Genomic DNA, 12,678 nt, shown 5'->3' on the forward strand with positions numbered 1-12,678 from the left:
GCCGCTCGCTACGCTTTTCGAGGCTTCTTAAACACCACCTTTTCAATCAAGGACATCGTCATGCAGCCGCTCCAAGCGCCAGAAGCCGGCGCGCCGTTCGCGCTGCTGGACGATGCCACCTCGGGCGGCGCGCCGTGCTCGCGCTGGTACACCGATTATGCCGGCGAGTTCTTCCGGCCGGTGGGCATCCTGGATGGGCTGGACGATGACCTTCGTGCCGCTTGGCGCCGGGGTTTGCATGCCCTGATCGTTGCGCCGTACGAGTTTGGCGAGCCGCTGGTCGGTCTGCCGGCTTCCACCGAAATCTCTTCCTCATTGCCTGGCCACGATGGCCGCCTGCGCGTGCTGCTGTTTCGCACGATGCGGGTGCTGTCGTCGGCAGAGGTCGATACGCTGTTCGACGCATGGCCCGATGCAACGAGTGCAGCGGGCCTGTTCGACTGTGCCGCCAGCGTCGATCACGCCACCTACACCGACGCCGTCGCGCGCATCCACGACTGGATTGCGGCGGGCGACACCTACGAAGTCAACTACACGTACCGCCTGCGCATGACTGCGTTTGGCGCGCCGGCGGCGTTGTATCGGCGCCTGCGCGCGCGCCAGCCCGTGCCCTACGGCGCATTCATCGCGCTACCGGAGGGCGGTGCGATTCTGTCGTGCTCGCCGGAGCTGTTCTTTTCGCATCACGCGGGCCAGCTTGTTGCGCGGCCGATGAAAGGCACCGCGCCTGCCACCGGCGACGTTGAAGTCGACGAAGCCCGCGCCATGGCGCTCGCAGCTGACGAAAAAAACCGTGCCGAAAACCTGATGATCGTCGACCTCTTGCGCAACGATCTCGGCCGCCTCGCGCGTGCCGGTTCCGTGCATGTGCCGGCGCTGTTCGAGGTGACGCCGTTCGGCAGCGTGCTCCAGATGACGTCGACCGTGGAGGCCGAGATTCCGCCGGCCACCGGCCTTGCTGATTGCCTGCGAGCGCTGTTTCCGTGCGGCTCCATCACTGGGGCGCCCAAGCGGCGGACGATGGAGGTCATCGAGACGCTGGAGCCAGAGCCACGCGGCCTGTACACCGGCGCGATCGGTTGGATCGATGCGCCTGTCGATGATCGTGCGATGGGCGACGCATGCTTTTCAGTGGCGATCCGCACGCTGGTGCTCGGCCCGCCCGGCGCTGATGGCCTGCGCAGCGGCGAACTCGGCATCGGCTCCGGCATCGTGCACGACAGCGTCGCCGACGAGGAGTACGCGGAGTGCCAACTGAAGGCGCGTTTCGTGACGGCACTCGATCCAGGGCTGTCGTTGTTCGAGACGATGCGCGCGACGCGTGATGGTGTGGCGCTCCTGGATTGGCATCTGGCGCGGTTGGAACGTTCGGCCGCTGCATTCGGTTTCCCTTTCGACCGAACTGTGCTGACGAATGACGTGGCACTTGCGTGCGCAACGCTCGAAGGCGAGGACGCTTATCGCATGCGCCTGTTGCTCACGCCGGAGGGTGCGGCAAACGTATCGGCGGTGCCCCTGTCTCCGCTGCATGCGAGCTGGGAGGCGCCGGTCCGCCTGCTCGTTGCCGCGCAACCGCGCGAGGTCACACACAGTCTGCCGACGCACAAGACCACGTTGCGGGCAGGCTACGACGCTGCCTGGCAGGCGGCCGAGCGCGAAGGTGCATTCGATACGGTGTTCTTCAACGCCGATGGCACGTTGGCCGAAGGCGGCCGCAGCACGTTGCTGGTCAAGCTCGACGGCGCGTGGTGGACGCCGCCGCTGTCCGCGGGTGTCTTGCCGGGCGTGATGCGTGCGGTGCTGTTGAAAGACGCGTCGCCGTGGCTTGATGGGCCGCTGCAGGAACGTTCGCTCACGCGCACCGAGGTTGCTCGCGCCGAGGCCATCGCCGTATGTAACGCCCTACGCGGCGTGGTGCCCGCGCATTTCGAGCCGGCCTTGGCCGCCGACGTGCTCTAGCTTCCAGCGGGCCACGCCGGGCAGGTTGATCAGTTCGCGGTCGTGGCAGACCATCAGCAGCGTGCGGCCTTCTGCTGCCAGTTCTCCCACCAGTGCAATGACTTGCTCGCGCGCGGCGCCGTCCAGGTTCGAAGTCGGTTCGTCGAGCAGAAGCACATCCGTGTGCAGCGCACGAGCCCGCGCCAGTGCGAGGCGTTGCGTTTCGCCGCCGGACAGCCGTTCGGGCGGCACATCCACCACGTGCTGCAGGCCAGCCCAGTGCAGGGCATCGTCAACTCGGTCAGCCAACTCCGCATGTGCCACACGATGTGCGCCCGTGGTCAGGCCATAGGCAAGATTCGCGCGTACCGAAGTGCGGAACAGATAGGGATGCTGGTGCACGTAGGTCAGTCGCGCGCGCAGCTCGGCCGGATAGGGCGACAGCGCCTGCTGTCCGTGGCCCATATCAACGGTCGCACCATTGGCGGGTGCAAGCCCGGCCAGCATGCGCAGCAGCGTTGTCTTGCCGACGCCGTTTGCGCCCGTGATGACGATCGCATGTCCTGCAGACAGTGCCAGGCGCGGGATCTCGAACAGCACGCGCGCGCTGTGCTGGCAGCGCAAGCCTTCAAACACCAGGGTTGGCCGCGACGACGCGCTCATGCCGGCTCCCTGCGATAGTTGCCAGCCCCTTGCAACCACGCGAGCACGAGGTTGACGAGCAGCGCCAGCACGATCAGCACGATGCCCAGCGCGATGCCCTGCGCGAATTCGCCCTTGCTTGTTTCCAGCGCAATCGCCGTGGTCATGGTGCGTGTGACGCCTTCGATGTTGCCGCCGACCATTAGCGCCGAGCCCACCTCCGCGATCACGCGCCCAAAGCCGGCCACCACGGCCGCCATTAAGCCGAAGCGCAATTCACGAAAGACGGTCAGCAGTAACCGGACGCGCCCGGCGCCAAGCACACGCGCTGTCTCGGCGAGACGCGGATCCGCGCGTTCAAGCGTCGTCAGTGCAAACGCGACGATCACCGGCAGGCCAAGCACCGCTTGCCCGAGGATCATCCCACCCTGCGTGAACAGCAGCCCGAAGCCGCCCAGCGGCCCCTGTCGCGAAAGCAACAGATACAGCAGCAGCCCGATCAGCACCGTCGGAAATGACAGCGATGCCTGCGCCAGCACCACCAGCGCACGGCGCCCCATAAAACGGTGCATGGCGATGAGGTAGGCGATGAGTAGACCTGGGGGCGCCGCCAGCAGTAGCCCCGCGATCGCCACCTTCAACGACACCCATACGATCAGCCACAACGCCGCGTCGCCGCTGGCAAGCAGGGCGAAGGCGTCGACGGTGGCCGACCAGATTTCCATGCGGATGCCCGCTCAGGCGAAGGTGTGTTCCGGGCCGGGGAACGTGCCATCCTTGACGGCGGCCACATAGGCCGCGACGGCGCCATCGATGGTAGTCTGCCCGTCCATGAAGTTACGTACGAACTTGGGGCGATGCCCGGGGAACACGCCCAGCATGTCGTGCATCACGAGCACTTGGCCCGAGCACTCCAACCCGGCGCCGATGCCGATGGTGGGAATTGCCAGCAGGCGTGTGACTTCGCCGGCCAGATCGGCCGGGATGGCTTCCATGACGACGAGCTGCGCGCCGGCATCCTGCACCGCCAGCGCATCGGCCTTCAGTTGCGCGGCCGCTTCATCGCCGCGACCCTGCACTTTGAAGCCGCCAAACGCATGTACCGATTGCGGCGTCAGGCCGATGTGCGCACACACCGGAATGCTGCGTTCAACGAGGAACTTGATCGTTGGCGCGAGCCACACGCCGCCTTCAAGCTTGACCATCTGCGCACCGGCCTGCATTACGCGCACGGCGCTATGGAAGGCCTGTTCGGGTGTGCCATATGTGCCGAACGGTAGGTCCGACACGAGCAGCGCCTTGTCAATGCCGCGCGACACGCATTCGGTGTGATAGACGATGTGCTCAAGCGTGACGGGCAGCGTGGTCTTCTGGCCCTGCATCACGTTGCCGAGCGAATCGCCGACGAGCAGCACGTCGGTGCCGTTGCGATCCATCAGGGCGGCGAAGCTGGAGTCGTAGGCGGTCAGCATGGCGATGCGCTCGCCGGCGGCACGCATGGCCTGCAGCGAAGTCACCGTGACGGCCTTGCGGTTCGATTCCTGGAGGTAGCTCATGGACTGAGACTCATTGGGGCATCGCGAGCGCCCACGCAGACCATGTGGTGCGTCGACTAACTAGCGCGTTGCCAGCTTGATGAATTCCTTGGGCCCGCGCATCGCGTCGATGCGGGCGAGCAAGGTGCGGAAATCGTCGTCGTTGCCTGCGGGGTCGAAGGCAGCGGTGTCGACGATCATCGTCGGTGCGGCATCGTAATACAGAAACAGCTCGCCGTATGCGGCGCAGATGCGTTCGAGATACTCCGCATCGATGCCGGTTTCGTAGGGAACGGCGCGACGGGTGACGCGTGGCAGCAGGTCCTCGGCGCGCGCCTGCAGGCAGATGACAAGATCAATGCGCTGTTGCGGCAGGGCCAGCGCATGGGCCATCGCGTCGTACAGCGCGAGTTCATCGGCGGGCAGCGTGAGCTGGGCGAACAGCCGGTCGCGCGGCAGGAAGCTGTCGGCGACGATGCGCTCACCGGCGAGCGTCGCCTTGTGCCACGCCTTCAGACGCTCGGCACGCTGCAGCAGGAAGCGCAGCTGCACCGGCAGCGCATAGCGCGCAGGGTCTTCGTAGAAGCGGGCGATGAAGGCGTTTTCGGCGGGCGTCTCGAATAACGTCGACGCGCGCAGATGATCGGCCAGACGCTGGGCCAGCGCGGTCTTGCCCACGCCAATGGGCCCTTCGACAACAATGCGGCGCAGGTGATCCAGTGCCATCAGCGGGTGGTTTGTGTGGTGGGGGGTGATCAGGCGGCGGGCTGCTTGGCGCGCATGCACTGGCACATCGTGGTCTTTTCGATGCGCTGGTCGGACACACCGGGCAGCAGTGCAGCCACGGCGCCAATGCCCGGAATCACGAGATCGGGCGCCAGTTCATGCAGCGGCAGCAGGGTAAAGGCGCGTTGGCCCACGCGCGGGTGGGGCACCGTCAGCTCGGGTGAGGTGAGGACGTGGTCGCCGTAGAGCAGCAAGTCCAGATCGAGCGTGCGCGGCGCGTTGTGGAACGGCCGCTCGCGGCCGAACTGGTCTTCGATGTGGTGACAGATGCGGAGTAGCTGGTCGGCAGTGAAATGCGTGTCGATGCGCACTACGGCGTTGATGTAGTCATCGCCACTGGATTCGACGGGCGCGCTGCGATACAGGCTCGATTTGCCGGTGACGGTGATGCCGACCTGCTGTGCGAGGCAGACCACGGCGTCTTTCACTGCCTGGCGCGCGTCGCCCAGGTTGGCGCCGATGCCGATGTACGCCACTGTCTTCACGTTTCCTCCGAACTTCCCGGATTGACGTCACCGACTGTATCCGATTTTGCCGGACCACGTCGGCGGCGACGGCGCTTGCCGGGGCTGGCCGGACCGGCATTTGAGGAGGGGCTCGGGGCGTGCTTGGCTTGTGCCAGGAGGGCTTCGCGGGCTTCGCCGTCACCGCTCTGGAAGTCGGTCCACCAGTCGGCGAGTTCCTGCGGCAATTCGCCCGAGGCGCAGCGCAGCGCGAGGAAGTCGTAGCCGGCACGGAAGCGCGGCGACTCCAGCAGCCGATACGGCATGCGGCCCGAGCGCTTTTCAAAGCGCGGCTGCATGCTCCAGATTTCCTTCATGTCGGAGGTGAAGCGGCGCTGGATGGCGAGTTGCTCGGTCTGGCGGTCGAGCACTTCATCCATGGCGGTGTGCAGCGCGGGGATCAGCGGCTCGCCGGCAGCGCGGCGGCGGTTCCAGTGCTCGACCACGTGATGCCACAGCAGCGAGGCAAACAGGAAGCCCGGCGAGACCGGCTTGCCAGCTTTGACGCGGTCGTCGGTGTTGTCGAGGGCGAGCTGCACGAAGCGCTGGCCCATCGGCTGCTCCAGCGCGACGTCAAGCAGCGGCAGCAGGCCGCTGTGCAGGCCCGCCTTGCGCAGCTCCTGCAGCGACGCCCAGGCGTGGCCCGACATCAGCAGCTTCAACATCTCGTCGAACAGGCGGGCGGCCGGCACGTTGTGGATGAGCGGGCCGAGCTCCGCAATGGGCGCGCGCGTGTCGGCGTCGATGTCAAAGCCGGTCTTGGCCGCGAAGCGCACCACGCGCAGCATGCGTACCGGATCTTCGCGGTAGCGGGTGTGCGGATCGCCGATCATGCGCAGCGTGCGTGCGCGCATGTCTTCCATGCCGTGATGGTAGTCATGCACGGTTTCGTCGGCGGGGTCGTAATACATCGCGTTGACGGTGAAGTCGCGGCGGGTGGCGTCTTCGGCCTGGGTGCCCCAGACGTTGTCGCGCAGCACACGGCCGCTGGCGTCGACAGCGTGCGTGTGGTGATCCAGCTCGGTGCGTTTGACGCGCTTGCCGGCGGGCACCTGCTCGGCGTCGACCGCGTCGACGAGCGCGCGGAAGGTCGAGACTTCGATGATCTCCTGATCGCGACCACCGTAGAACGTGACGTGCACGATCTGGAAGCGGCGTCCGATAATGCGCGAGCGGCGGAACAGCGCCTGGACCTGATCGGGCGTGGCGTTGGTCGCTACATCGAAGTCTTTCGGCTTGATGCCCAACAGCAAGTCGCGCACAGCGCCGCCCACGATGAAGGCGGCGTAGCCGGCTTCCTGCAGCGTGGATGTGACCTTGACCGCGTTGCGCGAGAGCAGCTTCGGGTCGATGCCGTGCTCGTCCACGCTCCATACCCGTGCCTGGCGCGGCACGCCGCCGGCGGACTTGGCGCGCGCCTTGGCCGTTTTGGGTGCCTTGGGCGTGCGGGCCTTCCTGGCAACGGGTGCTCCCGGTTCAGCCGGAGCGTGGGGCTCTGCGGAGGTCTTGCCCAGCAGGCGATTGATGAGTTTCTTGATCACGCCGCGCCTTGCTTAGAAGAGATCCATGATGCGCCAATTGCGCGCGGCTGCCAGATTGCGCAGCGTGTCGTCCGGGTTGGTGGCGACGGGGTCGGTCACTTCCTCCAGCAGCGGCACGTCGTTGGCCGAATCGCTGTAGAAGGTGCTGCGCTCGAAATCGCTCCAGCCGCGGCCCATGTTGGCCAGCCACTCGTGCACGCGCGCGACCTTGCCCTCGCGAAAGCTCGGCGTGCCGGCCACGTCGCCGGTGAAGGCGCTGTCCGGGTTGCCGTCGGCGGTGGCCGGTTCGGTGGCGATCAGGTGGTCGATACCGAAGGCCTCGGCAATCGGGCGGGTGACGAAGCTGTTGGTGGCCGTGACCACGCAGCACAGGTCGCCGGCGTCCAGGTGCTTGTAGACCAGCGCTTGCGCCTGCGGCGTGATCTTCGGACGGATCACGTCGTGCATGAACTCGGCGTGCCACTGGGCGAGCGTGTCGCGCGGGTGGGCGGCCAGCGGCGCCAAGGCAAAGCGCAGAAACGCATGGATATCCAGCGTGCCGGCTTTGTAGTCGGCATAGAACTGATCGTTCTTGCGCTGGTATTCGGTTTCATCCACCACGCCGCGGCGGATGAGGAAACGTCCCCACTCATGGTCGCTGTCGGTGGGGATGAGGGTGTGATCGAGGTCGAAGAGGGCCAGATTCATGGGGCGCGATTTTACCCGAACGTTACATCACCGGCCGCGCGAGCCCCGGGATTCACTTCATCAGCGCGAGCATGTCGCGCACGAGCGGCAGGGTGACGGCGCGCTTGCGGGCCAGCGAATAGGTGTCGAGAGCGTCCAGCAGGGCCATCAGGCTCGGCATGTCGCGGTAGGAGTGCGTCACGAGCCACTGCGGCACGTCGGCCGAGAGCTGCATGCCGCGTTCGCGGGCGGCTTGGCGCAGGGCTTCCACCTTGTCGGCGTCGGACAGCGGGCGTAGCCAGTAGACAAGGCCCCAGCCCAGGCGGGTGCGCAGGTCTTCACGCAGCGGCATCGCCATCGGCGCGGCGGCCCCGGAGATGGCGATGGCGGCATGCGGATGCGCGCGCACTTCATTGACGAGGTTGAACACGGCGATCTGCGCCCATTCGTCCAGGCGCTCGGCGTCGTCGATCGTCCAGACGGTGATCGTCGGGTCGAATTCGAAGGCTTCGGGCGGGGCGTCGGGTTCCAGCGTGCGGACTTCGTAGCCGCCAGCCTCGGTTTGGGCGCAGATGGCTTGCAGCAGGTGGCTGCGGCCGCTGCCTTCCTCGCCCCAGAGGTAGACCAGGCGGTCTGTGGCGGTACCGTCCACCACCTGCGGAATCAGGGCGCGCAGGCGCAGCACCGCCTCTTCGTTGCCGGTGGCGACGAAGTTGTCGAAGGTCGGGGCGGGTGTCGCACCGAGTTCGAGCGGGAGCTGTTCGGGTGTGGCCATGAAACGTGAGGCGGCGGGTGAGTTATTCGCGGTACAGCTTGCTGCCCAGATAGAGCTGGCGAATCTGCCGCAAACCGACGAGCAGCACTGCGCTGATCGGTAGGGCCAGCAGGATACCGAAAAATCCGAACAATTGGCCAAAAGCCAGCAAGGCGAGGATGACCGCCAGCGGGTGCAGGCCAATGCGTTCGCCGACCAGGCGCGGCGTCAGGTAGAAGCTTTCCAGGAACTGGCCGATGCCGTACACCACGGCGACTGCCAGCAAGCCGTAGAGGTTGCCGAACTGCAACAGTGCGGCAAGGATGGCCAGCGTGAGCCCCACGCCAAAGCCAATGTACGGAATGAACACCGCCAGCCCCGTGAAGATGCCTACGGGCAGCGCCACGTCAAAGCCGGCCAGTGCCAGCCCCGCCGAGTAGTACACCGCCAGCACCAGCATCACGATGATCTGCCCGCGCAGATATTGTGAAAGCAGGCCATCGGTTTCGGTGGCCAGTTCGCGCGTTTTTGACAGCCAGCGGCGCGGCACGGCGGTTTCGATGCGGCGCATGAGCATGTTCCAGTCCATCAGCAGGTAGAACATCACGATCGGCACCAGGAAGAAGATGCCCAGCACCTGGATGGCCGCCGAGCCCGACACGCGCAGATAAGTCAGCACCCGGGCCACCACGTCATCCGGGCTGGCGGCGAGCTGTTCGGTGAGCAACGCGCGCAGGCCCGGAAAATCAAAGCTGACATGCAGACCCAGTTCGTCCAGCTTGGGCGACAGAAATGCGTTGAGCTTGGCGAGCATGCCGGGCAGTTGCTCCCGGATGGCCGGAATTTCACGCTGCAGCACCGCCAGGATCAGCAGCATCAGCGCCACGCCCACCACCGAGAGCACCAGAATCATCAAAAACACGCCCAGCACGCGCGGTACGCGATGGCGTTGCAGCCATTCCACGCCCGGGTGCAGGATGTACGACAGGATGAACGCGAAGACGAAGGGCGTCAGCGTGGGCGCCAGCGCCTTGAGCAGGGCCAGGAAGACAAGCGCCACGGCGATCCAGGCGAGCGTGCGCTTGGTTTCCTGCGACAGCACGGGGGCGTTCATGAGGGGCGACGGTTTCGATGGCGGGGTGGACGAGTCGGAAAAGCGGCCATCGGGGTGGCCGCATCCGGTAAAATCGCGATTTTACTGGACCGGCGGGTCTAGTTTTTGTGACTTCCCGCCGCCGTCTCGCTTTCTTTCCCGGTTTTTTCAATTCAGACGACTGTATGAGCGCTTCCGAAACCCCATCCGCATCGACCGGCCTGTCTTACCGCGACGCGGGCGTCGACATCGAGGCGGGTGACGCCCTTGTCGACCGCATCAAGCCGTTTGCCAAGCGCACCATGCGCGAAGGCGTGCTGGGCGGCATCGGCGGCTTCGGCGCGCTGTTCGAGCTGTCCAAGAAGTACCAGGAGCCGGTGCTGGTGTCCGGCACCGACGGCGTGGGCACCAAGCTCAAGCTGGCCTTTGCGCTGAACCGCCATGACACGGTGGGCCAGGATCTGGTCGCCATGAGCGTGAACGACATCCTCGTGCAGGGCGCCGAGCCGCTGTTCTTCCTGGATTACTTCGCCTGCGGCAAGCTGGACGTCGACACCGCTGCCACCGTGGTCAAGGGCATCGCCCAGGGTTGCGAGCTGGCGGGCTGCGCGCTGATCGGCGGCGAAACCGCTGAAATGCCGAGCATGTACCCGGACGGCGAATACGACCTGGCCGGCTTTGCCGTCGGCGCGGTCGAAAAGCGCAAGATCATCGACGGCACCACCATTGCCGAGGGCGACGTGGTGCTGGGCCTGGCTTCGTCGGGTGCGCATTCGAATGGCTACTCGCTGGTGCGCAAGATCATCGAGGTGTCGCGCCCCGATCTGAACGCCGATTTCCACGGCCAGCGCCTGCAGGACGCCATCATGGCGCCGACGCGCATCTACGTGAAGCCGCTGCTATCGCTGATCGAGACGCTGACCGTCAAGGGCATGGCGCACATCACCGGTGGTGGCCTGACCGAAAACGTGCCGCGCGTGCTGCAAGACCACCTGACCGCCGTGCTGCACAAAGACGCGTGGACGCTGCCGCCGCTGTTCCAGTGGCTGCAGAAGGCCGGCAACGTGGCCGATGACGAAATGCACCGCGTGTTCAATTGCGGCATCGGCATGGTGGTGATCGTGTCGGCAGCCGATGCACCGGCCGCCATCGCGCACCTGAAGGACGCGGGCGAGACGGTCTACCAGATCGGCGAAATCCGCGCCCGCCAGGCTGGCGAAGCGCAGACGATCGTGGTCTGACGCGAGCTTCGCACCCACAAAAAACCGCCGATGCGTTCGGCGGTTTTTTTATGCGCGTTCTGTTTGGGCGGCGCTTATTTGAGCGGGACGTATTCGCCGCTGGCCGGGTCGTCCTTCTGCAGCGCGCCGGTGTTTTTGTCGATGAGCAGCGTGACGACGCGCGGCGCGGTGTTCGGGTCGCCGCCGCAAGCCGAAGTGTGGTTTTCCAGCACTTCGACGCTGTTGTGCGTGTCGTCGGCCCGGTCCACCACGAACGACAGGCACTCCTGCGACAGGGCGGTCAGCTTGTATTTCTCGATGGCAGCGCGGGCCAGATCGACGGCCCTTGCCTGTTCGGCTTCGCTGACGGCGGGCGCGCTGGCGGTCGGCGCATTGGCCGCGTTGGACGCGCCAAGGGCGGGGGCCGCAGGTGCGGAAGCTGGAGCGGGCGCGGCAGGCTTGTGCGCGTCGTCGGAGCGGCCGCAACCCGCCAGCGCGAGAGCGGTGAGCACGGCAAGCAGCAGGGGTTTGATCATGATGTGCGGAGCGTGTCGGCGATGTTCAGCCCACGACTTTACCCGCAACTGGCTGATTTTTTCCATGCCACATAAGCCTGTGGCATGCACACGGCGCAGGGCCGATAGCCGGCGCCGCGAGCGTTGGCTTCGTTGAGGAAGAACACGCGGTGACGCACATAGCCGCCGCGCTCGATGGCCCGACGTGCTGCTGCGCAATCGAGCCGGCCATAGATGCGCGCGCGCCGATGCCCGCCCAGCGTGCCGGGCGCGGCGCTCTCATAGGGCTGGCCGTCCGCGCCGATGAGGGTCCACGTTCTCACGCGATTTCATGCGGCGGATTGCGCTTCGCGCTCCAGCAGGGCCAGCTTGCGCTCCACCCCCCAGCGATAGCCCGAGGTGTTGCCGTCTCGGCGGATCACGCGGTGGCACGGGATGGCCACCGCAATGTGATTGGCCGCACAGGCCTGCGCCACCGCGCGTACCGCCTTGGGTGCGCCGATGCGCGCTGCAATCTCAGCGTAGCTTGTGGTGCTGCCCGGCGGCACTTCACGCAGCGCTTGCCACACGCGCTCCTGGAACGCGGTGCCGCGCACATCCAGCGGCAGTTCCAGCCCGATGGATGGCGCCTCGATCAGCCCCACCACCCGAGCCACGAGGTCCTCAAAGCCCGCATCCCCGCCGATGAGTTCGGCCTTCCGGAACGTGTCTTGCAGATCGCGCACAAGGGCGTCGGGATCGTCGCCCATCAGGATCGCGCAGATGCCGCGATCGCTCTGCGCCACCAGGATCGAACCGAGCGAGCATTCGCCCACCGCGAAGCGGATCGTCGTCTGGGCGCCACCGGCACGGTAGCGGCTCGCCGTCATGCCGAGCACGTTGTCGGATGCCTCGTAGAAGCGGCTGCTGGCGTTGAATCCGGCGTCGTAGATGGCCTCGGTGACGGTGCTGCCGCGTCCCAGTTGCGCACGCAGCTTGCGGGCGCGATGCGCATCGGCGTAACCCTTGGGCGTGAGGCCCGTGACGCTCTTGAACAGGCGATGGAAGTGATACGGGCTCAGGCCGGCGTCTTGCGCGAGCGCGTCGAGCGTGGGCGGCGTGTCGGCTGCCTCGATGCGGCGGCATGCCTGTGCGACCAGCGCGGTTTGCTGCGCGCGCACGGTGGTCTGATCCGGGGCGGCGCGGCGGCTCGGGCGATAACCGGCGGCTTCTGCGTCGGCCGGCGTGTCGAAGAATTCGACGTTCTCCGGGCGCGGCAGGCGCGACGGGCTGCTCGGCTGGCAATACACGCCGGTGGTCTTCACCGCATAGACGAATTGCCCGTCGGCAGAGGCATCACGCGCCAGCACGCGAGTCCAGCGCGGGTCGTGTTCAACGAGGGTGGTGTCCGGTACGGGGCGGGCGGAGGTTTGCATGGCGTCATCCAGTGGACTGCGATGACTGTACTGTAGGTACGTCCGTCTGGCCGGGCACTCCGCGTCTTGC

At 66.2% G+C, this 12,678-nt stretch carries 14 protein-coding genes; 2 read left to right on the plus strand and 12 right to left on the minus strand.

Annotated features, from left to right (window positions below; translation table 11 throughout):
- Window positions 1-60: 60 nt before the first annotated feature.
- A complete protein-coding gene (locus ACEN9T_RS11930; protein ID WP_413707807.1) occupies window positions 61-1,959 on the plus strand; it encodes a chorismate-binding protein in 1,899 nt (632 codons plus the stop codon).
- Here the strand turns inward: ACEN9T_RS11930 and ACEN9T_RS11935 are convergent.
- Genes ACEN9T_RS11935 through ACEN9T_RS11975 form a run of 9 tightly spaced genes read right to left on the minus strand, consistent with a single transcriptional unit; the run spans window position 1,903 to window position 9,479 of the window.
- Window positions 1,903-2,601, minus strand: a complete 699-nt coding sequence (locus tag ACEN9T_RS11935; protein WP_413707808.1) for an ATP-binding cassette domain-containing protein — start codon at window positions 2,599-2,601, stop codon at window positions 1,903-1,905. The genes ACEN9T_RS11930 and ACEN9T_RS11935 overlap by 57 nt on opposite strands.
- Window positions 2,598-3,305, minus strand: a complete 708-nt coding sequence (locus ACEN9T_RS11940; protein WP_413707809.1) for an ABC transporter permease — start codon at window positions 3,303-3,305, stop codon at window positions 2,598-2,600. The genes ACEN9T_RS11935 and ACEN9T_RS11940 overlap by 4 nt, the downstream gene beginning before the upstream one ends.
- A 12-nt stretch (window positions 3,306-3,317) precedes the next feature.
- Entirely contained in the window at window positions 3,318-4,136 is an 819-nt protein-coding gene (panB, locus tag ACEN9T_RS11945) for a 3-methyl-2-oxobutanoate hydroxymethyltransferase (protein ID WP_092972535.1), read from the minus strand.
- 60 nt (window positions 4,137-4,196) lie between these two features.
- Window positions 4,197-4,841 carry a deoxynucleoside kinase gene (locus tag ACEN9T_RS11950; RefSeq protein ID WP_092972537.1) on the minus strand — a complete coding sequence of 215 codons (645 nt, stop codon included), beginning with the start codon at window positions 4,839-4,841 and terminating at the stop codon, window positions 4,197-4,199.
- 29 nt (window positions 4,842-4,870) lie between these two features.
- Window positions 4,871-5,386, minus strand: a complete 516-nt coding sequence (gene folK, locus ACEN9T_RS11955; RefSeq protein ID WP_024974845.1) for a 2-amino-4-hydroxy-6-hydroxymethyldihydropteridine diphosphokinase — start codon at window positions 5,384-5,386, stop codon at window positions 4,871-4,873.
- The gene (gene pcnB / locus ACEN9T_RS11960) at window positions 5,383-6,945 is read right to left on the minus strand and encodes a polynucleotide adenylyltransferase PcnB (RefSeq protein ID WP_092972538.1); all 1,563 of its coding nucleotides are present in this window, start codon (window positions 6,943-6,945) and stop codon (window positions 5,383-5,385) included. The genes folK and pcnB overlap by 4 nt, the downstream gene beginning before the upstream one ends.
- Before the next feature lie 12 nt (window positions 6,946-6,957).
- The gene (locus ACEN9T_RS11965) at window positions 6,958-7,632 is read right to left on the minus strand and encodes an HAD family hydrolase (RefSeq protein ID WP_092972540.1); all 675 of its coding nucleotides are present in this window, start codon (window positions 7,630-7,632) and stop codon (window positions 6,958-6,960) included.
- A gap of 52 nt (window positions 7,633-7,684) precedes the next feature.
- Window positions 7,685-8,386, minus strand: coding sequence for a DnaA regulatory inactivator Hda (hda, locus tag ACEN9T_RS11970; RefSeq protein WP_004631704.1), 702 nt, complete (start codon window positions 8,384-8,386; stop codon window positions 7,685-7,687).
- 22 nt (window positions 8,387-8,408) lie between these two features.
- On the minus strand, window positions 8,409-9,479 hold the full coding sequence (locus ACEN9T_RS11975; RefSeq protein ID WP_413707810.1) for an AI-2E family transporter: 1,071 nt from the start codon (window positions 9,477-9,479) through the stop codon (window positions 8,409-8,411).
- 164 nt (window positions 9,480-9,643) lie between these two features.
- On the opposite strand from ACEN9T_RS11975, the gene purM reads away from it, so the two are divergent.
- Window positions 9,644-10,699, plus strand: a complete 1,056-nt coding sequence (purM, locus tag ACEN9T_RS11980) for a phosphoribosylformylglycinamidine cyclo-ligase (RefSeq protein WP_092972544.1) — start codon at window positions 9,644-9,646, stop codon at window positions 10,697-10,699.
- A gap of 74 nt (window positions 10,700-10,773) precedes the next feature.
- On the opposite strand, the gene ACEN9T_RS11985 is transcribed toward purM, so the two are convergent.
- The 3 genes from ACEN9T_RS11985 to ada are packed head-to-tail and all read right to left on the minus strand — an operon-like array spanning window position 10,774 to window position 12,608.
- The gene (locus ACEN9T_RS11985; RefSeq protein WP_413707811.1) at window positions 10,774-11,214 is read right to left on the minus strand and encodes a hypothetical protein; all 441 of its coding nucleotides are present in this window, start codon (window positions 11,212-11,214) and stop codon (window positions 10,774-10,776) included.
- A gap of 38 nt (window positions 11,215-11,252) precedes the next feature.
- Complete coding sequence (locus ACEN9T_RS11990; protein WP_092972547.1) at window positions 11,253-11,516, minus strand: Ada metal-binding domain-containing protein; 264 nt, start codon at window positions 11,514-11,516, stop codon at window positions 11,253-11,255.
- A gap of 6 nt (window positions 11,517-11,522) precedes the next feature.
- Window positions 11,523-12,608, minus strand: a complete 1,086-nt coding sequence (ada, locus tag ACEN9T_RS11995) for a bifunctional DNA-binding transcriptional regulator/O6-methylguanine-DNA methyltransferase Ada (protein ID WP_413707812.1) — start codon at window positions 12,606-12,608, stop codon at window positions 11,523-11,525.
- Window positions 12,609-12,678: the final 70 nt, after the last annotated feature.

The organism is Ralstonia sp. Ralssp110, from assembly GCF_047325135.1.
Lineage (GTDB): Bacteria > Pseudomonadota > Gammaproteobacteria > Burkholderiales > Burkholderiaceae > Ralstonia > Ralstonia mojiangensis.